22 protein-coding genes are annotated in these 20,647 nt (G+C 64.9%); 11 read left to right on the forward strand and 11 right to left on the reverse strand.

The window, feature by feature from the left end; genetic code table 11:
- The 4 genes from O9320_19000 to O9320_19015 all read right to left on the reverse strand — a co-directional run bounded on the left by O9320_19000 (nt 1) and on the right by O9320_19015 (nt 7,236).
- On the reverse strand, nt 1-1,104 hold the full coding sequence (locus O9320_19000; GenBank protein ID MCZ8312941.1) for a hypothetical protein: 1,104 nt from the start codon (nt 1,102-1,104) through the stop codon (nt 1-3).
- Nucleotides 1,101-1,760, reverse strand: a complete 660-nt coding sequence (locus O9320_19005) for an aspartate/glutamate racemase family protein (GenBank protein ID MCZ8312942.1) — start codon at nt 1,758-1,760, stop codon at nt 1,101-1,103. Before O9320_19005 ends, O9320_19000 begins: the two co-directional genes overlap by 4 nt.
- 91 nt (nt 1,761-1,851) lie before the next feature.
- A complete protein-coding gene (locus tag O9320_19010; GenBank protein MCZ8312943.1) occupies nt 1,852-5,643 on the reverse strand; it encodes a vitamin B12-dependent ribonucleotide reductase in 3,792 nt (1,263 codons plus the stop codon).
- Nucleotides 5,644-6,189: 546 nt separating this feature from the next.
- Entirely contained in the window at nt 6,190-7,236 is a 1,047-nt protein-coding gene (locus tag O9320_19015; protein ID MCZ8312944.1) for a DUF6352 family protein, read from the reverse strand.
- Between the two features lie 143 nt (nt 7,237-7,379).
- On the opposite strand from O9320_19015, the gene O9320_19020 reads away from it, so the two are divergent.
- From O9320_19020 to O9320_19040, 5 genes are read left to right on the forward strand one after another with little or no spacing between them, the layout of a single operon-like run.
- Complete coding sequence (locus O9320_19020) at nt 7,380-7,742, forward strand: NADH:ubiquinone oxidoreductase subunit NDUFA12 (GenBank protein ID MCZ8312945.1); 363 nt, start codon at nt 7,380-7,382, stop codon at nt 7,740-7,742.
- Between the two features lie 35 nt (nt 7,743-7,777).
- Nucleotides 7,778-8,245, forward strand: a complete 468-nt coding sequence (gene mlaD / locus O9320_19025) for an outer membrane lipid asymmetry maintenance protein MlaD (GenBank protein MCZ8312946.1) — start codon at nt 7,778-7,780, stop codon at nt 8,243-8,245.
- An 8-nt stretch (nt 8,246-8,253) separates the two neighbouring features.
- A complete protein-coding gene (locus O9320_19030; protein MCZ8312947.1) occupies nt 8,254-9,396 on the forward strand; it encodes an OpgC domain-containing protein in 1,143 nt (380 codons plus the stop codon).
- Nucleotides 9,393-10,193 carry an SGNH/GDSL hydrolase family protein gene (locus tag O9320_19035; GenBank protein ID MCZ8312948.1) on the forward strand — a complete coding sequence of 267 codons (801 nt, stop codon included), beginning with the start codon at nt 9,393-9,395 and terminating at the stop codon, nt 10,191-10,193. The genes O9320_19030 and O9320_19035 overlap by 4 nt, the downstream gene beginning before the upstream one ends.
- Nucleotides 10,194-10,201: 8 nt before the next feature.
- Nucleotides 10,202-10,624, forward strand: coding sequence for a DUF2155 domain-containing protein (locus O9320_19040; GenBank protein MCZ8312949.1), 423 nt, complete (start codon nt 10,202-10,204; stop codon nt 10,622-10,624).
- On the opposite strand, the gene aat is transcribed toward O9320_19040, so the two are convergent.
- From aat to O9320_19070, 6 genes are all read right to left on the reverse strand, one after another.
- A complete protein-coding gene (gene aat / locus O9320_19045) occupies nt 10,564-11,199 on the reverse strand; it encodes a leucyl/phenylalanyl-tRNA--protein transferase (GenBank protein MCZ8312950.1) in 636 nt (211 codons plus the stop codon). The genes O9320_19040 and aat overlap by 61 nt on opposite strands.
- A gap of 8 nt (nt 11,200-11,207) precedes the next feature.
- Nucleotides 11,208-11,816 carry a hypothetical protein gene (locus tag O9320_19050; protein MCZ8312951.1) on the reverse strand — a complete coding sequence of 203 codons (609 nt, stop codon included), beginning with the start codon at nt 11,814-11,816 and terminating at the stop codon, nt 11,208-11,210.
- Nucleotides 11,813-13,156, reverse strand: coding sequence for an acetyl-CoA carboxylase biotin carboxylase subunit (gene accC / locus O9320_19055; protein MCZ8312952.1), 1,344 nt, complete (start codon nt 13,154-13,156; stop codon nt 11,813-11,815). The genes O9320_19050 and accC overlap by 4 nt, the downstream gene beginning before the upstream one ends.
- 8 nt (nt 13,157-13,164) lie before the next feature.
- On the reverse strand, nt 13,165-13,629 hold the full coding sequence (gene accB, locus O9320_19060) for an acetyl-CoA carboxylase biotin carboxyl carrier protein (GenBank protein ID MCZ8312953.1): 465 nt from the start codon (nt 13,627-13,629) through the stop codon (nt 13,165-13,167).
- A gap of 51 nt (nt 13,630-13,680) precedes the next feature.
- Complete coding sequence (gene aroQ, locus O9320_19065; GenBank protein MCZ8312954.1) at nt 13,681-14,136, reverse strand: type II 3-dehydroquinate dehydratase; 456 nt, start codon at nt 14,134-14,136, stop codon at nt 13,681-13,683.
- An 81-nt stretch (nt 14,137-14,217) separates the two neighbouring features.
- Nucleotides 14,218-14,859 carry a LysE family translocator gene (locus O9320_19070; protein MCZ8312955.1) on the reverse strand — a complete coding sequence of 214 codons (642 nt, stop codon included), beginning with the start codon at nt 14,857-14,859 and terminating at the stop codon, nt 14,218-14,220.
- Between the two features lie 42 nt (nt 14,860-14,901).
- Between O9320_19070 and O9320_19075 the strand changes: the two genes are divergently transcribed.
- Both O9320_19075 and O9320_19080 read left to right on the forward strand, forming a co-directional pair.
- Complete coding sequence (locus tag O9320_19075; protein ID MCZ8312956.1) at nt 14,902-15,843, forward strand: DMT family transporter; 942 nt, start codon at nt 14,902-14,904, stop codon at nt 15,841-15,843.
- Nucleotides 15,840-16,238 carry a hypothetical protein gene (locus O9320_19080; protein MCZ8312957.1) on the forward strand — a complete coding sequence of 133 codons (399 nt, stop codon included), beginning with the start codon at nt 15,840-15,842 and terminating at the stop codon, nt 16,236-16,238. The genes O9320_19075 and O9320_19080 overlap by 4 nt, the downstream gene beginning before the upstream one ends.
- Here O9320_19080 and O9320_19085 read toward each other — a convergent pair.
- A complete protein-coding gene (locus O9320_19085) occupies nt 16,185-16,661 on the reverse strand; it encodes a MarR family winged helix-turn-helix transcriptional regulator (protein MCZ8312958.1) in 477 nt (158 codons plus the stop codon). The genes O9320_19080 and O9320_19085 overlap by 54 nt on opposite strands.
- Nucleotides 16,662-16,720: 59 nt before the next feature.
- Here O9320_19085 and hppD point away from each other — a divergent pair, with 59 nt between their 5' ends.
- From hppD to maiA, 4 genes are read left to right on the forward strand one after another with little or no spacing between them, the layout of a single operon-like run.
- The gene (hppD, locus tag O9320_19090; GenBank protein ID MCZ8312959.1) at nt 16,721-17,815 is read left to right on the forward strand and encodes a 4-hydroxyphenylpyruvate dioxygenase; all 1,095 of its coding nucleotides are present in this window, start codon (nt 16,721-16,723) and stop codon (nt 17,813-17,815) included.
- Nucleotides 17,816-17,840: 25 nt separating this feature from the next.
- Nucleotides 17,841-18,986: a homogentisate 1,2-dioxygenase gene (locus O9320_19095; GenBank protein ID MCZ8312960.1), complete on the forward strand. Its 1,146-nt coding sequence runs from the start codon at nt 17,841-17,843 to the stop codon at nt 18,984-18,986.
- Between the two features lie 5 nt (nt 18,987-18,991).
- Entirely contained in the window at nt 18,992-19,999 is a 1,008-nt protein-coding gene (locus O9320_19100; GenBank protein MCZ8312961.1) for a fumarylacetoacetate hydrolase family protein, read from the forward strand.
- On the forward strand, nt 19,996-20,646 hold the full coding sequence (gene maiA, locus O9320_19105) for a maleylacetoacetate isomerase (protein ID MCZ8312962.1): 651 nt from the start codon (nt 19,996-19,998) through the stop codon (nt 20,644-20,646). Before O9320_19100 ends, maiA begins: the two co-directional genes overlap by 4 nt.
- Nucleotide 20,647 lies beyond the last annotated feature (1 nt).

Consider the following 20,647-nt stretch of genomic DNA (forward strand, 5'->3'; position numbering starts at 1 on the left):
TTAGCCCGCGACCGCGCGCGGGATCGCCATGGCGGCGACTTGGCGCATCGAATGCAGATGCGGCTGGAACCGGTCGAGCCCTTCTTTGATTGAGCCCGCTTTGGGAAAGCCCGTCCAGATCGCCGACCACGCATTCACGCGCGCGAAGAGGTCTTCCACGATCGGGCGCGCGTCGCGGATATAGATGATGGCGGGCATCGCTTCGACGTAGAAATCCGTGCCGCCGACAGCGCGCCCGTAGAGCGCGCAGCCATTGGCCGAATAGTTGCCGACGATCTTGGCGATGCGTTTGAGCGCTTCTTCGAGATCGCGCACGTGGCGCGTGAGATCCTGGTTGGCGATGATCGCCTGCACGGTGCGCAGATCCACGACCTGCGTGTGGCACTCGATCGTCCAGCGCCACAATTTGCGCCAGATCTCGACCTTCACCATCGCGCGCAACGATTCCTGCAGGATGGTTTCGTGCAGATTGATCGGCATCATTCGGTTGGGTGCTATGCCCGACGCGACTAGGCGCTTCACGAGCTTTTCGTAGGTCGCGTCGAACATGCGCTTGTCTTTGATCGCCTGCGGCTTGTAGCGCGCGAGGGCCGCGATGATCTGCTCGACGAAACGGTCGCCCGAATCCTCGGGCGTGGGCAGCGGCCGCAGATAGATGAGGGCCGAAAACGGCAAAGGCTGGCCCAGCGTCACGGTTTCGGCGATGCCGAGGCCCAGCACTTGCGACACGATTTCGACGACGCGGCGGTTGTATTCCGTGCCCGGATCGTTGTCGCGCATCAGCGTCGATTCGTTGCCGGAGCGCACGAGCTGGGCGCTGCCGGGCGGGGCTTTGGGGTCGATGGGGCGGGCCGCGTCGAGGCGACCCATGCGCGTGTCGAACGTCATCTGCTCGTCGGCGAAAGCGCCGGTCGGATCCTTGAAGCGCAGGCAGCCGCTGCGCGCCGCATCGTCGAAAATCTCGCGGTCGAGATCGCCTTCGACGAACGGCACCTGGCGCATCAACAGCCCTTCGAGAGAGTCGCCCGCGAGGCGCAGCATCTCGCGCAAGGCACGGTCGTCGTAGCGCTCGACGAGCGTTTCGGGCCGCGGATCGGGCTTCATGCGCCGAGCCTGCCGCGCAGATCGGCGACGGCGGCGTCGGGCGTTGCCAGCACGGTGGCTGCGACGGCGCTTTGCACCTGCGTTCGTGCGCGCGCCATCGAGAACTGCCCGAGCACCACCGCATTGCCCGGCGGCAATTTGCGGGCCGCCGCCGCGATCAGCCGGTCGTGCGTCGCCCCGTCGCCGGTCTGCAATGCTGCAAGCGCGTCGGGCACCATATGGGCGGCAAGCGACAGATCGCGGCCCGCCGCCAGCGCGCGCAGCTCCGCACCCAAGGGTGCGAGCGAGCCCGGGAACGTGACCAAGAGGCCGATCGCCGAACCGGCCGCAAGGGCAGCCGCAAAAGCGCTCTCATTGGGTTTGAGGACGGGGACGGAAACGGCAGACCGCGCTGCCTCGATGGCCGGCCCGAAGGCCGAGCAGGTAAAGAGGATGCCGTCGGCCCCGTTCGCGACGGCGTATTTGGCAAGGCTCACGAATCGGCCGGTCATCGCGTCCGTCAGATGCCCGTCGCGCGCCAGATCGGCCGACAGCGAATCGTCGAGCAAATTGACGGGCGCCGCGTCCGGCCAGCCGCGCGCCATCGCCTCCATCGCCGGAGCGACCGAATCGCGAAGCGCGTGGATCAATGCAATGCGGAGTTTGGCCGGGCTCATGCCCCGACTTTAGCGAGGCTTGCGCCAAACAAAAAGGGCCGGTCGCAAGCGACCGGCCCTCCTCGTATTGCGAGGGTGTCTCGTACGCGCTTTACGAGCACCCGCTCGTCGAGCCGCAATCGACGCACTTGGTGCACGTGCCGTTGCGCACCATCGCCATCGAGCCGCAGTTTTCGCATGAGTCGCCCGTATAACCCTTCATGCGGGCCTCGCGGACCTGGGCGATTTTGCCCACGACCGGTGCGGCAGCACCCGAGGCGTTCAAGGCCGCATTCATGGCCGTGGCGACAGCTTCGATGGCAAAGCCGATCGGCTGGCGGCCGGCTTCGGCGGCGTCCGACTGGTCGGCTTCGGCCAAGGCTGCTTCCACGCTTGCATCCTCGCGGATGTCGCCGATCGCGGGCGCGTTGGCTTCTTCCTCTTCCTCGAGCAGGGCGACGTCGCCGGCCAAGGCCGTGGCGGCGGCGCGCGGCGCGGTCCCGCCCGGCAGCACCTTGAAGCGCTGGCGCACGAAGCCGGTCGAGGCGACCTTCTTGACCGCGTCGAGGGCGGCTGCGGCGGCCGCCGAGCCTTCGCCCGGCAGATCCGAAGCGCGCTCGCCCTTGCCGATCGAATCGGGGGCGAGATCGTCCTGCACCACATGGGCGAGGTCGTCGCGGCCCAAATACGACACGGCCAGTTCGCGGAAGATGTAGTCGAGGATCGAGGTCGCGTTCTTGATCGCGTCGTTGCCCTGGACGGGACCGTTGGGTTCAAAACGCGTGAAGGTGAAGGCCTCCACGTATTCTTCGAGCGGCACGCCGTATTGCAGGCCGATCGAGACCGCGATCGCGAAGTTGTTCATGAGGCTGCGGAAGGCGGCACCCTCTTTGTGCATGTCGATGAACAATTCGCCGATCTGGCCGCTCTCGTATTCGCCGGTGCGCAAATAGACCTTGTGGCCGCCGACCATCGCCTTCTGCGTATAGCCCTTGCGGCGGTTCGGCAGGCGCTGGCGGCTTGCTGCCGCCGACACGCGCTCGATGATGCGCTCGACTACGCGCTCGACCTTGGCGGTCGCGGGAGCTGCGACGATTTCCTCGACCTCTTCATGCAGGTCGATGTCTTCGCCCACGATCGAAGCGAGCGGCTGCGAGAGCTTCGAGCCGTCGCGATAGAGGGCGTTCGCCTTGAGCGCCAAGCGCCACGACAGCAGATAGGCTTCCTTGCAGTCTTCGACCGTCGCCTGGCCCGGCATGTTGATGGTCTTCGAGATCGCACCCGAGATGAAGGGCTGCGAGGCCGCCATCATGCGGATGTGGCTGTCGACCGAGAGATAGCGCTTGCCCAAGCGACCGCACGGATTGGCGCAGTCGAACACGGCCAGATGCTCGTCCTTCAGGTGCGGTGCCCCTTCAAGCATCATCGAGCCCGAGCAATAGATGTTCGCGGCGTCGACTTCGCTCTTCGAGAAGCCGAGATGGGCCAGCAGGTCGAAGGCGGGGTCGTCGAGCTGGGCCTTGGTGATCTTCAGCGTGTCGATGCAGAAGGCTTCGCCGAGCGTCCATTTGTTGAAGGCGAACTTCACGTCGAAGGCGGTCTTGAGGGCACCCTCGAGGGCGTCGATCTGCGCGTCGCCGAAGCCCTTGGCGCGGAGCGCCCCGTGGCTCACCGCGTTCGAGCCCTTCAGCGTGCCGTGGCCGACCGCGTAGAGGATGATGTCGTCGATCTGCGCCTGGCTGTAGCCGAGCGTGGCAAGACCCACGGGCACGACGCGGTTGATGATCTTGAAGTAGCCGCCGCCAGCCAGCTTCTTGAATTTCACGAGCGCGAAGTCGGGCTCAATGCCCGTCGTGTCGCAATCCATGACGAGGCCGATGGTGCCCGTGGGGGCCACGACCGTCGCCTGCGCATTGCGATAGCCGTGCGCGACGCCAAGCTCAAGGGCCTGGTCCCACACGCGCTTGGCGGCGGAGACGAGCACTTGGTCCTTGCAGTTCTTGATGTCGAGCGGCACGGGCAGGATCGTCAGATCCTCGTAGCCTGCCGCTTCGCCGTACGCGGCCCGGCGATGGTTGCGGATGACGCGCAGCATGTGCTCGCGGTTGGGTTCGAAGCCCGGGAAGGCGCCAAGCTCGCTCGCCATCTCAGCCGAGGTCGCGTAGCTGACACCCGTCATCACGGCCGAGATCGCGCCGCAGATCGCACGGCCTTCGTCGCTGTCGTAGGACAGGCCCATCGCCATCAGCAAGCCGCCGATATTGGCAAAGCCCAGGCCCAGCGTGCGGTACTCGTAGGAAAGCTCGGCGATGCGCTTGGACGGGAACTGCGCCATCAGCACGGAGATTTCAAGCGTGACCGTCCACAGGCGGCAGGCATGCTCGAAGGCGGCCGTGTCGAAGCTGCCGTCGGTCTTGCGCAGGGCGAGCAGGTTGACCGAGGCGAGGTTGCAGGCCGTGTCGTCGAGGAACATGTATTCCGAGCACGGGTTCGAAGCGTTGATGCGCCCCGAGGCCGGGCAGGTGTGCCACTCGTTGATCGTCGTGTCGTACTGCAGGCCCGGATCGGCCGAGGCCCAGGCGGCGTAGGCGATCTGGTCCCACAATTCCTTGGCGTCGACTTCCTTGTGGAGCTTGCCGTCGGTGCGGCGCATGAGCTTCCACTTCGAATTGTCGAGCACCGCCTTCAGGAACTCGTTGGTCACGCGCACCGAGTTGTTCGAGTTCTGGCCCGAGACGGTGAGGTACGCTTCCGAATCCCAATCGGTGTCGTAGACCGGGATATCGACCGAAGTGAAACCCTGCTTGGCGAACTGGATGATGCGCTGGATGTAGCTTTCCGGAATCAGCGACTTGCGCGCGGCCTTGATGGCGTCGCGCAGCTTCTTGTTCTGCTTGGGGTCGAAGGCGGCGTCGCCGGTGGCGCTGGCACACGCGGCCATTACGTCGTTGAGGTGCTTGTTGCACAGGCGCGAACCGGCGACGAGGGCCGCAACCTTCTGCTCTTCGACGACCTTCCAGTTGATGTAGTTCTCGATATCCGGATGGTCGATGTCGACGGTCACCATCTTGGCCGCGCGGCGCGTGGTGCCGCCCGACTTGATCGCACCGGCAGCGCGGTCGCCGATCTTGAGGAAGCTCATCAGGCCCGACGATTTGCCGCCGCCGGAAAGCTTTTCGCTCTCGCCGCGCAGGCGCGAGAAGTTCGAACCCGTGCCCGAGCCGTATTTGAACAGGCGCGCCTCGCGCACCCAAAGATCCATGATGCCGCCCTCGTTGACGAGATCGTCTTCGACGGACTGGATGAAGCAGGCATGCGGCTGCGGATGTTCGTACGCCGTGTCCGAGGCGGTCAGCTTGCCCGAGCGGAAATCGACGTAATAATGGCCCTGGCCGGGGCCGTCGATGCCGTAGGCCCAGTGCAGGCCCGTGTTGAACCATTGCGGCGAGTTCGGCGCGGCGATTTGGGCCGCCAGCATGTAGCGCATTTCGTCGAAATAGGCGCGCGCGTCGTCTTCGCTGTCGAAATAGCCGCCCTTCCAGCCCCAGTAGCACCACGTGCCGGCGAGACGGTCGAACACTTCTTTGGCCGATTGTTCGCCGCGGATGCGCTGGTTCTCGGGCAGTTTGGCCAAGGCCACTTCATCGGGCACGCGGCGCCACAGCCACGACGGCACGTCGTTTTCTTCGACGCGCTTCATGGCGGCGGGCACGCCGCGCTTGCGGAAGTATTTCTGGGCCAGCACGTCGCACGCCACTTGGCTCCAGGCTGCCGGCACCTCGATGTCCTTGGCTTGGAACACGACCGAGCCATCGGGGTTGCGGATCTCGCTGTTCGTGGTGGTGAAGGCGAGCGACGCGTAGGCGTCCTGGTTTGCCGTGGTGAATCGACGTTCGATACGCATGCTGGCCTCCGGCCCTTGTTCTTGCGGACATCGTCGAAATGCGACGACGTCGGTTGATGGCGCTGCGGCTTGGTTGTTGCGCCCCTGCGCAAGCCTTGCCGCCGTCTTCGCCGACTCCCCCTCCGTCCCCGGATCAGAGGTTAGGCCGCCTCACTAGATATCGTGGTGGAGGGCGAAGCTCGTTACCAAATGTTGAACAGAGGCCGGAATCGCCCGCAACAGTATTTTGCGGCTTCGCGCTGATTATCCACAAGATGCTGATTTAAAATCAATATATTGTTGTTTCAACCGCCGTACCTACAAAAAGCCAAGCAAATCGCGTCAAGGACTAATTTTTCATTTTGTTTCAGCTTGTTGCGATTGGGGTCTGAGTCTCAGATTAGTCATGCTGCATTGCAGCATGAACTTTCGTGAATCGCTCAAAATCCAGGCTTAGTTGTTTATAGTCATGGGCTTAATTCTACCCTGATGCCGCCGTATATTCAAAAAAAGGCCGAAAAATGGCATGTCGTTTTGCGACGCGGCGCAAAACCGCCCGCGTCGCCCCTAATGGCTCGCTGCCAGCGGCAGATTCACGAGCAGATTTTGCGGCTTGAGGCGGATGCGCATGTCGCGATCGTGGCCGAGGCCCAAATAGACGGGCTTGCCGGCAAGGTCGGCGCGCATCAAGGCGGGTTCGGCGAAATCGAGCCGGAACAGCGCCACGATACGGCGCAGTCGATCTTCCTCGACCGTTTGGCCGCGATAGAGGTCGTTCATGATCGTACTCGCCTCGGCATCGAGGCCCACATGCCAGACCCAGCGCTCGTCCTTGATCTGCACCATGGGTTGGATCGATACCCGCGCGCCCAGGAAATGGGCGACCCAGATTTCGAGCACGCGCGCGAGCGCATCGAGCCCAGGCCGGCCGAAGGTGAGGTCGAGCACCAGATCGTGTGCCTCGTCGCGTCCCCAATAGACCTTGGCGTCGGCTTCGGTCATCACATCGAGTTCGACGCTGCGCACCGGCATGTTCGCGTCTTTGAGCAAGGCGCCGATGGCGCCAAGGCCCATGTCGCCGGCCTGCTGGCGCGCCGCATGCATTTCGACGATTTCTTCGTCGGCGGCCATCACGGCCCCGTCATTGAGTGTCACGCGCTGGCTGCGGAACAGAAGCTCGCCCGCGCGGGCGCGCATCGCATCGTCCGTGCCGTCGAGCGCGTGGCGCAAAATCACGTGCGCAAGCTGGTCCAAGAAAATCGGCGGCAGCGGCGGGGCACCGGCCGCGGGTGGATTGCGGAAATGCGCCAGATACGCCTCTTCGAGCGAGGGGGCCGCGATGAGCTTGGCAAAGAAGCCGAGCAGGATGGCGTAGTTCTCGCGCATGTCGGCATCTTCCAATGCGGCAAGCTCGGCCTTGGAGGGAACGTGGCGCGGATCGTCGAGCAGGCGCGCATGCAGCTTGCGCTCGGCCGCACAAGACTCGGCCACGGGCCGGATTTCGGGGCGCATCAAATAGGCGCGTAAGAATCCGTTGGTCAGCGTCAGGCGGCGGGCCGGGGCAGCCGTGGTTTCGAGCAGGTGGTAGCCGGAATTTCGCCAGAAATCGGTCATTTGCGCCAAGGGCTCGGGGGAGGTTTTCGGGAGGAGGCGAGGATGGGACCCGCAATCTGGACGAGGGCGGAGGGCCGTGCAATAGTCCCGGCACATGGGCGCTGCTCTCTGATTCGGCGCGCGTCCCAGGACAGGACGAAACGATGACGATTGCGACGAAAATCTACACTTGGTGGCGCGGCATCGAAGTCGGGCGCGATTCGTTCGGCAATCGCTACTATCGCGACAAGACGGGCATTCTGCGCAATCGGCGCGAAAAGCGTTGGGTCGTGTACGAGGGCGAGCCGGAAGCGACCAAAGTGCCGCCCGCATGGCATGCGTGGCTGCACCATCTGATCGCTGCCCCGCCGCCGCCCGAGGGGCTGGCGCCTGCCAAGCCGTGGCACAAGCCGCATTTGCCCAACCAGACGGGCACGCCCAATGCGTACCGTCCGCCGGGCCACGAATATCGCGGCGGCGTGCGCGCCAAGGCCACCGGCGACTACGAGGCCTGGACGCCGCGCTGACCTGAATTTTCCGTTTTTTGGAGCGATCGAAAGCGATGGGCAAAAATCTCGTCGAGACGTTGATGGGCGCCGTAGTGTTGGCGGTGGCGGGCGTGTTCCTCGCCTTCGCCTATACGACGGCCGATATCCGCCCCGTGCGCGGCTACACCGTCACCGCCAAATTTAAGGCGATCGACGGCGTGCGCCTCGGCACCGACATCAAGATATCCGGCATCAAGGTCGGCACGGTCGTGGCCCAGCGCCTCGATCCCGAAAGCTTCGAAGCCGTGCTGACCTTCGCGATCGACGCTTCCGTGAAGCTGCCGACCGACAGCTCGGCCCAGGTCACGAGCGAAGGGCTGCTCGGCGGCACCTACATCGCGCTGGCGCCGGGGGCCGACGACCGCAACCTCGCCAATGGCGGCGAAATCAAATTCACCCAATCGCCCGTGAACATCGTGCAGATGCTCGGCCGCTTTATCTTCAATTCGGCCGAAGGTGCGGGCCAGCCGGCCAGGAACTGACACGCACCATGGATGCGGCACTTCGCCCGGCGGGGCGCGATCTGCGGCTCGATTTTTTCCGCGGGCTTGGGCTGCTGTTCATCTTCATCGACCATGTGCCGGACAACGCATTTTCGTATCTGACGCTCGCCAATTTCGTCTTCTGTGACGCGGCCGAAATATTCGTGTTTCTGTCGGGCTACGCGGCCGTGCTGGTGTTCGGCCGCCAGATCGCCCCGGAGGGCACGCTCTACGCTTCCGTCCAGGTGCTCAAACGCTGCTGGACGCTCTATGTGGCGCACATTTTTCTGTTCGTCGTCTACACCGCCCAAGTGAGCTGGACAGCACAGCGTTTCGAAAATCCGCTGTTCGTTGAAGAAATGCAGGTCGCGGCCTTTCTGCAGGAACCGCACATCGCGATCCTGCAGGCGATGCTGCTCGCCCACCAGCCGCTGCTGATGAACATCTTGCCGCTCTACATCGTGCTGCTGGCAGGTCTTGCCTTCGCGATACCGTTTCTGGCGCGTTTCGGCAAGGTCCTCCTTGTCGTGTCGGCGGCCACGTATCTCGCCGTGCCGCTGGTCGGCTTCAATCTGCCGGGCTATCCCGAAGGTACCTGGTTTTTCAACCCGTTCGCCTGGCAGTTCCTGTTTGTGCTGGGGGCGGCCTGTGGCTGGCGTGCCGGCGTTTTGGGCAAGCCCATTTCGATCCCCGGCTTTGTCGTGTGGATTGCAGCGGCGTTTTTGTGCGTCGTGGTGCCCGTGCGCGCCTGGATCAGCGTCGGCTATTTTTTCGACGGCGTGCCGCCCGCGTTTGCCGAACTCACCTATCTGTTCGCGAACAAGACCGATCTCGGGCCGCTGCGGCTCTTGAGTTTCCTTGCACTGGCGCTCGTCGTGGTACGCCTCGTGCCGCGCGATGCGGGCTGGCTGCAGGGCGCTGCCGCGCGCGCGATCACGTTGTGCGGCCAGAATTCGCTGCCGATCTTTTGCATCGGAATTTTCCTTTCGGTCGCTGGACATTCGCTGCTGGTCGAATTCGGCCGCGATCTGCCGACCCAGGCAGCGGTAACCGGCGGCGGTTGCCTCTTGCTCCTGGGAATGGCGCGGGTATTGTCGTGGTCGAAGACGCGCAAACGCGCCGGTTCGGCGCGCAGCGGGCAGGACGAATGATGCGGGGCAGGGTCGAGATAGTCCGGCGGATTTTCGCGGCGGCGGCAATTCTGGCGCTGGCGATGCCGTGTTTTGCGCTCGCGCAGACGCCGGCGCCAATTGCACCGCTGCCGGCCGACATGCCGGCCCAATGCAACGTGCCGCGCGCGCTTTATTTCGACGACACCACGTTGCCCAAAGCGGCCAAGAAACTCGCGCACGGCAAGCTCACGATCGTGGCAATCGGCTCGTCGAGCACGCTCGGCGTGGGGGCGTCGTCGAGCGACGCCGCGTGGCCCGCGCGCCTCGAGGCCGAATTGCGCCGCCGCCTGCCGCAGGCCGAAATCACGGTTGCCAATCGTGGCAAGCTGCGCGACCCGGCCGTGGCGATGGTCAAGCGTATGGCCGCCGATGCGCTCGCGGCCAAGCCCGATCTTGTGATCTGGGAAACCGGAACGGCCGAGGCCGTGCGCAACATCGGAGCCGAGCCTTTTGCCGCCGCCCTCGAAGATGGAGCCGACCGCATACTCACCTCGGGTGCCGAGCTTGTTCTGATGACGCCGCAGTTCTCGCGCGAGACCGCGCGGCTGATCGGCTACCAGCCTTACATCGAGGCGATGGGCAATCTTTCGATGCGCGCCGACGTGCTGATTTTCCCGCGCTACGACGTGATGCGCCATCTCATCGAGACGAACCAACTGCATCTCGAGGGCTTGAGCCCCGCCCAGGCGGCCGTCACGGCCGACCGGCTCTACGACTGCATCGCCCGGCAGGTGGCGCGCGTGCTGCTGCGCGCCATGGCCGCAGCCCCGCGCTGATATCCGGCATGCGCAAATCCGCCTGCTTGGTGCCGCTGCTGGCCGCTTTTTCGGCCGCCTTCGCCGTTGCGCCCGCTGTCGCGCAATCGACGGCCCCGCTTGCCGTTGCCGGCACCGTCGGCGTGCTGCAAACGCTCGACAAGGTGACCGGGCGCGTGCGGGTACTCGAAGCCCCCGTGGGCGAGCCTGTCGAATTCGGGCCGCTCACGATCACCGTGCGCGCCTGCCGCAAGCGTGCACCCGAAGAGCCGCCCGAGACCGCCGCCTTTATCGAGATCGTCGAGCGCAAGGCCGGCGAAGCGCCGGTCGATCTGTTCAAAGGCTGGATGTTCGCCTCGAGCCCGGCTGTGTCCGCGCTCGAACACCCGGTCTACGACGTTTGGGTCAACGACTGCAAAGCCGCCAGAACGGCCGGCTCCGCCGTGCGGTAGAAGGTCGCGTCGCACCCGAGTGCGCTCGCAAGCCGACGGCGATAGTCGCGGCGCGGAATTTCGACGGCCCCGAATCGCGACATATGGTCGGTCACCATCTGCGTATCGAGCAGCGCAAAACCGCCCGCGCGCAGCCTTGCCACCAGATGCACGAACGCGACTTTCGAAGCGTCGGTGCGGCGCGCGAACATGCTTTCGCCGAAAAAGGCGCCCTTGAGATGCACGCCGTAGAGGCCGCCCGCAAGTTCGCCGTCGCACCAGCTTTCGACCGAATGTGCGAAGCCCATTTCGTGCAGATCGAAATAGGCGCGCTTGATGTCGGCATTGATCCAGGTCGAGCTGCGCTCCGCACAGCCCGCCATGGTCTCGGCGAACGCCGTATCGACGCGGATTTCGAAGATGTCCCGTCGCAGCGTGCGTTTGAGCGAGCGCGGCACATGCACGGCCTCGAGCGGCACCACGCCGCGCGGATCGGGATCGAACCATTCGATTTTCGCCGACTGCGCCGACGGCGCCATCGGAAACACGCCGTTGGCGTAGGCCCAGACGAGTTGCTGTGCGGTCAGTGCCGCCATGGGGTCGCTTAGGATGCGGCCTGTTTGCCGAAGCCGCCGAGTGCGACCGGCGTTGCCGCCATCGGCAGGGCGCCCACGAGAAAGCCGCACACGGGCCCGTTCGGGTCGGCGGCGAGCGGCAGGGTGAGGCGCGCCCAGCTGTCCTGGCGGCCGCCTTGCGCGGGTGCGCTATGCAAGAGGAAAATCGCTTTGCGCCGTGCGGCGGCGGCAGCCAAGACGGCGCGCAGCAGCAAGCCAAGCGCGAGGCCGTTGCGCGCGGCATCCGTGCCGCCGGCCGCCGCAAGCCGCGTGCCCACGCGCCGATAGCCATATTGGAACGCGCCTTCCGCAGGCTCGGCCCATGCGACGTCGCCGGTGGCGGCCCCCAGATCGAGATATTCGAATTGGGCCGCCGTCGGCAGATCCGACGTCGCGCGCGCGATGTCCCACAAGCGGCGCAGCGAGGCGAGCACGGGGACGGGCAGCAGATCGGCGTCGGGATTCCACACGAAGCCCGGCTGCGGCAGGTTCGCTTCGCGTAGCAGCGCTTTGGCGCTCTCGCGGCGCGTGTTGGCGATGTCGTCGGCCAAGTCGCGCACGCGGGCGTCGTCGTCGTGCAGGACTTGGGAACCGGTCATTTCTTGAGGCCCATCCAGCGCTCAAGCCAATGGATGTCGTAGCGCCCGTCGATGAATTCGGGCGTCTGCAAGAGCTTGCGGTGCAAGGGCAACGTGGTCTTGATGCCGCCGATCACGTATTCGTCGAGGGCGCGGCGCAGGCGCATCAGGCATTCGTTGCGGCTGGTCCCGTGCACGATGAGCTTGGCCACCATGCTGTCGTAGTTCGACGGAACTTTGTAACCCGAATAGAGCGCGCTATCGACGCGCACGCCCAAGCCGCCGGGTGGGTGATATTCGGCAACGCGGCCGGGGGCGGGGGCAAACGTCTCGGGGTCTTCGGCGTTGATGCGGCATTCGATAGCGTGGCCTTGCAGGCGCACGTCTTCTTGCGTAAACGCAAGGGGTGCTCCTGCCGCGATGCGGATCTGCTCGCGCACTAGATCGAGCCCGCAGATCATTTCCGTGACCGGATGCTCGACCTGCAGGCGCGTGTTCATTTCGATGAAGTAGAAATTGCCGTCCTGGTACAGGAACTCGAGCGTGCCGGCGTTGCGGTAGCCGAGCTTCTTGAGTGCACTCGTCACGATCTCGCCCATGCGGGCGCGCTGGTCGAGATTGAGCGCGGGCGACGGGCTTTCCTCGAGCACCTTCTGGTGCTTGCGCTGCAGCGAGCAGTCGCGCTCGCCCAGATGCACGACATTGCCGTGCGCGTCGGCGAGGATCTGGAATTCGATGTGCCGCGGATGGCCGAGATACTTTTCGATATAGACGACGTCGTTGCCGAAATTGGCTCCGGCCTCGCTGCGCGCACTGCGATAGGCTTCGGCCAATTCGTCGGCGTTGTTGGCAACGCGCATGCCTTTGCCCCCGCCGCCGCCCGCCGCCTTGATCAGCACCGGATAGCCGATTTCAGCACCCAGCTTCAGCGCGGTTTCGACGTCGGCGACCGGCCCGTCCGAGCCCGGCACGCACGGCACTTTGAGCTCGATCATCGCGCGCTTGGCTTCGATCTTGTCGCCCATCATCGAGATGTGGTCGGGGCTCGGGCCGATGAACACGATGCCGTGCTCCTCGACCATGCGCGCGAAATCGGCGTTCTCGGAGAGGAACCCATAGCCCGGATGGATCGCGTCCGCCCCGGTGATGACGGCGGCCGAAATGATCGCGGCTTTGTTGAGATAGCTGTCGCGCGCGGCCGGCGGGCCGATGCACACGGCCTCGTCGGCCAGGCGCACATGCATGGCGTCGGCATCGGCCGTCGAATGCACGGCCACGGTCTGGATGCCGAGTTCCTTGCAGGCTCGGTGGATGCGCAGTGCGATTTCGCCGCGATTGGCGATCAGGACTTTTTCGAACATCGCGTCGGTCACGGAAGAACGACGATCAGCGGCTCGCCATATTCGACCGGCGAACCGTTTTCGACGAGAATCCGCGCGACCGTGCCCGAACGCGGGCTGCGGATCGGGTTCATGACCTTCATCGCTTCGATGATGACGAGCGTCTGGCCTTCTTTGACGCGGTCGCCCGCCTTCACGAAAGCGGGCGCGCCCGGTTCGGGCGACAGATAGCACGTGCCGACCATCGGCGAGGTGACGGCCCCTTCGGGCGCGCCGCCCGCATCGACTGCTGCTCCGGGTGCGGCAGTTGCGGGTGCGGCGACGGCAACGGGTGCAGCCGGTGCTGCTGCGGCGACGACGCCGCGCCCCAAGCGCAGGCGCTGTTTGCCGTCTTCGAATTCGAGCTCGGTCAAGCCCTCTTCGGCCATCAGCTTGGCCAAGCGCCGCACCGTGGCGAGGTTGGGCGAAAACTCGGGCGTTTTGTTTGTCGGCATGGCGGGTCTAGATCTCGCGTGGGGGAACGGAACGATAGGGGAGGGGACGCGTCAGTTCTGCTCGGCGTCGGCGAAACGCGCGAGCGCTTCGATGGCGAACAGATAGCCTTGCGCGCCGAAGCCGCAGATGACGCCGCGCGCAATGCCGCTCACGAAGGAGCGGTGGCGGAATTCTTCGCGCGCGTGGATGTTGGAAAGATGGATTTCCACGACCGGCAGGTCGCTTGCCACGAGCGCGTCGCGCAAGGCAACCGAACTGTGCGTGAGGCCGCCCGGATTGATGCCGATCGCGTCGGCCGTCTGGCGGGCTTCCTGGATCCAGTCGATGAGCTGGCCCTCGTGGTTCGACTGGCGGAAATCGAGCGTGCAGCCAAGCTCGTCGGCGCGCGCACGGCAATCGGCCTCGATGTCGGCGAGCGACGTGCGGCCGTAGATTTCCGGCTGGCGCACGCCCAGCAGATTGAGATTGGGGCCGTTCAAGACCAGCAAGGTGGGCTTCGAATCCAAAGGACGAATCTCACAAAAAAGGGGAAGGTATCGAGGCCGTTATAGCACGCAATTTCGGGCGCGCAATCGACCCCGGCGGGGCTAGAGGCGGGTGGTCAGCAGGCGAAAGCCCGCATAGGCGAAAAACGCCGCAAAACCGGCCTCGGCCCAGCGTCGGACGCGTAAATAGAAGGCCGCCATCGTCGCACTCGAAAACACGAGAACATAGGTCGAGAAAACCGCGCAGCCGATGGCAAAACACACGCCCAAGATCGCGGCGAGCGGGGCGGCGTCTTCGCCCACGCGCAAGCCCATCGCCATCGTCGCGACCCAGCCCAAGATCGCCTTCGGGTTCGAGACATGCATGAGATAGCCGCGCACGAATAGGCGCAACCCCTCGCGCCTGTCGACCGCAGCCGTTGCCGATGCGGGCGCTGCAGCGCGGCACGCCGATCTGGCCGCACGCCAAGCGAGATAGAAAAAATAGAGGGCCCCGCCGATTTTCAGAAACACGAGCGCTCCCGCATAAGCCTGCAGCACGGCCGCAACGCCGATCGCGGCAAGGCCTGCCCAGGTGAAGGAGCCTGCGATCACGCCGGCGGCAAGTGCAAACCCGGCTTTGCGCCCGCGCTCCATCGACAACGCCATGACGGCCATGTTGCTCGGCCCCGGGCTTGCGACATTGGCAAAATAGATGGCGCAGACGAGCCCGAGCCCCGACAGGCGGGCGATCCAATCTTCCATGGCGCACTCCTTATTGCATGTCGAAGATAGCTGCACTGCGCGATGCGCACAACGCGCCCTCTGGTGCGCGCGCGCGCGATGGCGCACAGTCGGATCCGCATGTCGTCGTCCCGTTTGATTCCGGTTTTTGCCGCCGCCCTTTCCAGCACGCTGGGCGGCTCGTCCGCCGTCGCGATCCGCTTCGTGATCGACGCGTCCGATCCGATCTCGATCGCGTTCCTGCGCTGCGGCGGGGCTGGTATCGCGATGGCGGCCATCATGTTCGCGGCCACGCGCGCGCGAGTATTGCGCCGCGACCTAGCCCCCGTTGCGGCTTTGGGCGTGCTGATGTTCGGCGGGTTCGGCTATCTGTTTTCGGCGGGGCTTGCCTATGTGCCGGCCGCGCGCGGCGCGCTCGTCGTCGCGGCGATGCCGATCTTCGTGCTGGTGCTCGCGACCGCCATGGGCCGCGAGCGCATGACCTTTGCCAAGGCCGCCGGAGCCGCGTTGGGTTTTGCCGGCGTGTTCGTGGCCTTGGGCGAGCGCGCAAGTGCGGGGCCCGAGGCGTGGCGCGGCGATCTGCTGTTGGTGGGTGCCGCCTTGGTCGGCTCGATCCACGCCGTGTTCTCGGTGCCCTATTTGCGGCGCAACGCGGCCTTGCCGGTGACGGTCGTGCAGCTTTTTGCGGGCAGCCTCGCGCTGGCGGCCGCGCTTTTCGTGCGCGGCGATCCGTTGGCCGGGCTCGTGCATTTCGCCCCCGACCAATGGTTCGCCGTGTTCTGGATCATGTTCGTGGGCGGCATGGCGTCGTTCTACATGTGGTTCTGGGCGCTCGAGCGTGTGCCCGCCTCGGCGGTGGCGCTGACGATCTCGTTCAATCCGGTCGCGGCCGCTGCCGGCGGGGCGCTGCTGCTGGGCGAGGCCGTCACGCTCAATCTGCTGCTGGGCTTCGTTGCGATCGCGGCGGGCCTTGCCGTCGCCACGCGCGCGCGGGCATCTGCGTGAAAACCGGCGTCGAAGCCGGACTCGTCTATTTCGCGATCGTCTATGCGGCCGGCTTTGCGCTCGGCACGCTGCGTGTGCTCGCCGTCGCACCCGCAATCGGCGCGTCTGCGGCCGTGCTCGTCGAATTGCCGATCATCCTGGCGGTTTCGTGGTTCGCCTGCGGCTTCGTGCTGAAGCGCTTCGCCGTGTCGCAAGACGCACGCGTGGCGATGGCGGCAATTTCGCTCGTGCTGCTGCTCTTGGCCGAAATCGGCACGGGCGTGTTTGCCTTCGGCCAGACGCCCGAGGCCGCCATCGCCCGCATGTTCGCAGCGGAAAACTGGCTCGGCTTGGCGGGCCAGCTACTCTTCGCTGCCTTTCCGCTGCTGCGCCAGCGACGCGGCATGGGCGGATAGCTTGTCGAGAAGCGCCGAAAGGCTTTTGCGCTCGGGCGGCGACAAGGCCGCGAGCAACTCCGCCTCTGCCGCCTGGGCAAGCGGCACGATGCGCGCATAGACGCGGCTGCCCGCCGCCGACAGCGCAAGTTTCGAGCGCCGCCGGTCCTGCCGGTCGGTCGCCTGCAGCGCGAAACCCTTCTGCAACAAGGCGGCAACCGCGCGGCTGACCTGGACCTTGTCCATCGCCGTGCGCGTCGCCACCTCGCTTGCGGACAGGGGGGCGAAGCTGCCGAGCACGGCCATGCAGCGCCATTCCGGGATCGTGAGGCCGAAGCGGTCGCGGTAGAGGCCCGCGATCGCGTCCGATACGGTGTTGGACAGCACCGACAGCCGGTAGGGCACGAACCGGTCGAGCGCGAAGGGCGTTGCAATTGGTTTCATATGAAACTAATATCGCGCCAACAGTCGATCGACAAGACCCCAAATCAAGGAGGCATGCCATGCCCCAAAAATCCGCGCCCCGCAAAAACGCCGCCGCTTCCGTGAACCCGATGGGAACCGATGGTTTCGAATTCGTCGAATACACCGCCCCCGACGTGAAGGGCCTCGAGGCGCTGTTTGTCTCGCTAGGCTTTGTCGCCGTCGCCAAACATCGCTCGAAGAACGTCACGCTCTACCGCCAAGGCGACGTCAATTTCATCGTCAATGCCGAGCCCGATAGTTTCGCGCAGGCCTTCGCGCGCGTGCACGGGCCGTCGGCCTGCGCCATGGCGTTTCGCGTGGCCGATGCGCCTGCCGCCTTCAAGCGCGCGGTGGCGCTGGGGGCCAAGCCCTTTGCGGGCAAAGTCGGGCCGATGGAACTCAACATCCCGGCGATCGAAGGGATCGGCGGTTCGCTGATCTATTTCGTCGATCGTTACGGTGCGAAAGGCTCGATCTACGACATCGATTTCAAGCCCATCAAGGGGGCCGCTGCAAACCCGGTCGGGGCGGGCTTGAGCTACATCGACCATCTCACGCACAATGTGCATCGCGGCCGCATGGATCTGTGGGCCGATTTCTACACGCGCCTCTTCAATTTCCGCGAGATCCGCTATTTCGACATCGAGGGCAAGCTCACCGGCCTCAAATCGAAGGCGATGACAAGCCCGTGCGGCAAAATCCGCATCCCGATCAACGAGTCTTCCGACGACAAATCGCAGATCGCCGAGTATCTGGCGGCCTATAACGGCGAAGGCATCCAGCACATCGCCTTGGGGGCGGACGACATCTACGCGACGGTCGAAGCCTTGCGCAAAAAGAAGGTCAAGTTCCTGAAGACGCCGGCCACTTACTACGAGCTTCTCGACCGTCGCCTGCCGGGCCATGGCGAAAACGTGGTGCGGCTCAAGAAAAACCACATCCTGCTCGACGGGGCCCCCACCAAAGAAGGCGGGCGGCTCCTGCAGATCTTTACCGAAACCGCGATCGGCCCGATCTTCTTCGAGATCATCCAGCGCAAGGGCGACGAGGGTTTCGGCGAAGGCAATTTCAAGGCGCTGTTCGAATCGATGGAACTCGACCAGATTCGCCGCGGCGCGCTCAAGAGCGCTTGAGGAGACAACCCATGAGGAACTGGCCATGAAAAACTGGATCGGCTTTCCGCTGTCGCAAGGGATCTCCTCGCGCCAGGCACATTGCGACTTGCCGGCGGGCACCTACGAGCGCGAACTCGGCAAGGAAGGCTTCTTCGGGCCGGCCGCGCACATGTACCACGCGCACCCGCCGACCGGCTGGAGCGACTTCGAAGGCGATCTGCGCCCGCGCGCGTTCGACTATCGCAAGCTCAACGCGGCGAGTGCCAGCCCTTGGGACGCGTCGCTGCTGATGTCGAACGCGGCGATGAAGTTCCGCCAATGGCGCGTGTCGGGGCCGATGTCCGAGCTCGCGCGAAACGCCGACGGCGACGAATTGCTATTCGTGCACGAAGGTGCGGGCGATCTCTTCTGCGATTGGGGCCATCTCGAATATCGCGACGGCGACTACATCTTGATGCCGCGCTCGGCGATGTGGCGTTTGGTGCCGCGCGAGGCCACGACCTTGCTGCTGATCGAGGCCACCAACGATTCCTTCCGTCTGCCCGAGAAGGGTATCGTCGGCCGCCATGCGATTTTCGATGCGGGCTGCCTCGACACGCCGAAGCTCGACGATGCGTTCGCGGCGCAGAAATCCGAGCAGCCGACGCGCGTTGCGATCAAGCGCGGCGGGCGCATCTCGACCATGACCTATCCCTACAATCCGCTCGATGCGGTGGGCTGGCACGGTGATCTTGCCCCCGTGCGCGTCAATTGGCGCGATTTCCGGCCGCTGATGAGCCACCGCTACCATCTGCCGCCGTCGGCGCACACGACGTTCGTGGCAAATCGTTTTGTCGTGTGCACCTTCGCACCCCGCCCCGCCGAAAGTGATCCGGGGGCGCTCAAAGTGCCGTTTTTCCATTCCAACGACGATTACGACGAGATCATCTTCTACCATCGCGGCAAGTTTTTCAGCCGCGACAATATCCATCCCGGAATGGCGAGCCTGCACCCCTGCGGCTTCGCGCACGGGCCGCATCCGAAAGCCTTTGCGCTGGCGGCCAAGAACCCGCAAGGCGGCCAGATGCTCGACGAAGTCGCCGTGATGATCGACACGCGCGACGCGGTCGAGGTTGCACCCCAGCCCGAAGGGGTGGAGTGGACGGGTTACGTCGATTCCTGGAAGATCAAACCGGAAGCTGCGGAGTAACGACCTTGAAACTTGCGACACTGAACGAAGGCGGGCGCGACGGCACATTGGTCGTCGTCTCGCGCGATCTCGCACGCTGCGTGAAGGCGCCGCGCGTGGCCGCAACGCTGCGTGCGGCCCTCGACGATTGGGGCCGGGCATCGCGCGAGCTCGCGTTGATTTCCGAACTGCTCGACAACGGCCGCGACAATATCAACGACGCGGCCGTGACGAAGTTCGATGCGACCGCCTGCATGGCGCCGTTGCCGCGCGCTTCGCAATGGATCGACGGTTCGGCCTATCTCAACCATGTCGAGCTTGTGCGCAAAGCGCGCAAGGCCGAGATGCCGCCCGAATTCTATCGCGATCCGCTGATGTACCAGGGCGGCTCCGACACGATGCTGGGGCCGTGCGCGCCGATCCTGGCGACAAGCGAAGCGCACGGCATCGATTTCGAGGCGGAAGTCGCGGTCGTGACCGACGACGTGCCGATGGGCATCGGCGCTGAGGCCGCGCGCCGCCATATCCAACTCGTGCTGCTCGTCAACGACGTGTCGCTGCGCAATCTGATCCCGGCCGAACTGGCCAAGGGCTTCGGCTTTTTCCAGTCGAAACCGTCGTCGGCGTTTTCGCCCGTGGCGGTGACGCCCGACGAACTCGGGCCCGCCTGGGACGGCGCCAAGCTCAATCTGCCTTTGCGCGTGTCGCTGAACGGCCAATGGTTCGGCCATCCCAATGCGGGTGCGGACATGAATTTCGATTTCGGCCGGCTTCTGGCGCATGCGGCGTTCACGCGCGCTTTGGGGGCGGGCACGATCCTTGGCTCCGGCACGGTCTCGAACCGCGATCCGGCCGTCGGCTCGTGCTGCCTTGCCGAAAAGCGCATGATCGAGATCATCGCGAGCGGGGCCGCAACCACGCCGTTCCTCAAATTCGGCGACCGCGTGCGCATCGAGATGACCGACGAAGGCGGGCGCTCGATTTTCGGCGCCATCGACCAGATCGTCGAAGCCTACAAAGGACCGCAGCCATGAAGCTTTGGGGCTATTTCCGTTCGTCGGCGGCGTTTCGCGTGCGCATCGCCCTTGCTTTGAAGGGCCTGCCGGTCGAGCACGCGTTTGTGCATCTGCGCCGCAACGAGCAGCGCGCACCGGACTATCTCGCCAAGAATCCGCTGGGCTTGGTGCCCACGTTCGAAGACGGGCCGGTCGTGCTTACGCAGTCGCTGGCGATCTGCGAATATCTCGACGAGATGCATCCCGCGCAGCCGTTTCTCCCGGCCGACCCGGTGGGACGCGCGCGCGTGCGCAGCCTTGCCTACACGATCGCGTGCGACATCCATCCGGTCAACAATCTGCGCGTGCTGCGCTATCTGCTGGGCCCGCTGGGGCTCGACAAGGATGCGCACAATGCCTGGTACCGGCATTGGATCGCGGTCGGCTTCGAAGCGCTCGAAAAGTTGCTGGCCGACGGCAAGGCTGGGCCTTACTGCCACGGGTCTGTGCCGGGGCTGGCGGATATCTGCTTGGTGCCGCAGGTCTTCAACGCCAAGCGTCTGGCGAGCGACGCCGAGCTTGCAGCCTATCCGACCATCATGGCCGTGTTCGCGGCTTGCATGGCGCATCCGGCGTTCCAGGCGGCAACCCCTGAAAACCAGCCGGATTTCGATCCCGCACCTTGAG

Source organism: Magnetospirillum sp., from assembly GCA_027532905.1.
GTDB lineage: Bacteria > Pseudomonadota > Alphaproteobacteria > CACIAM-22H2 > CACIAM-22H2 > Tagaea.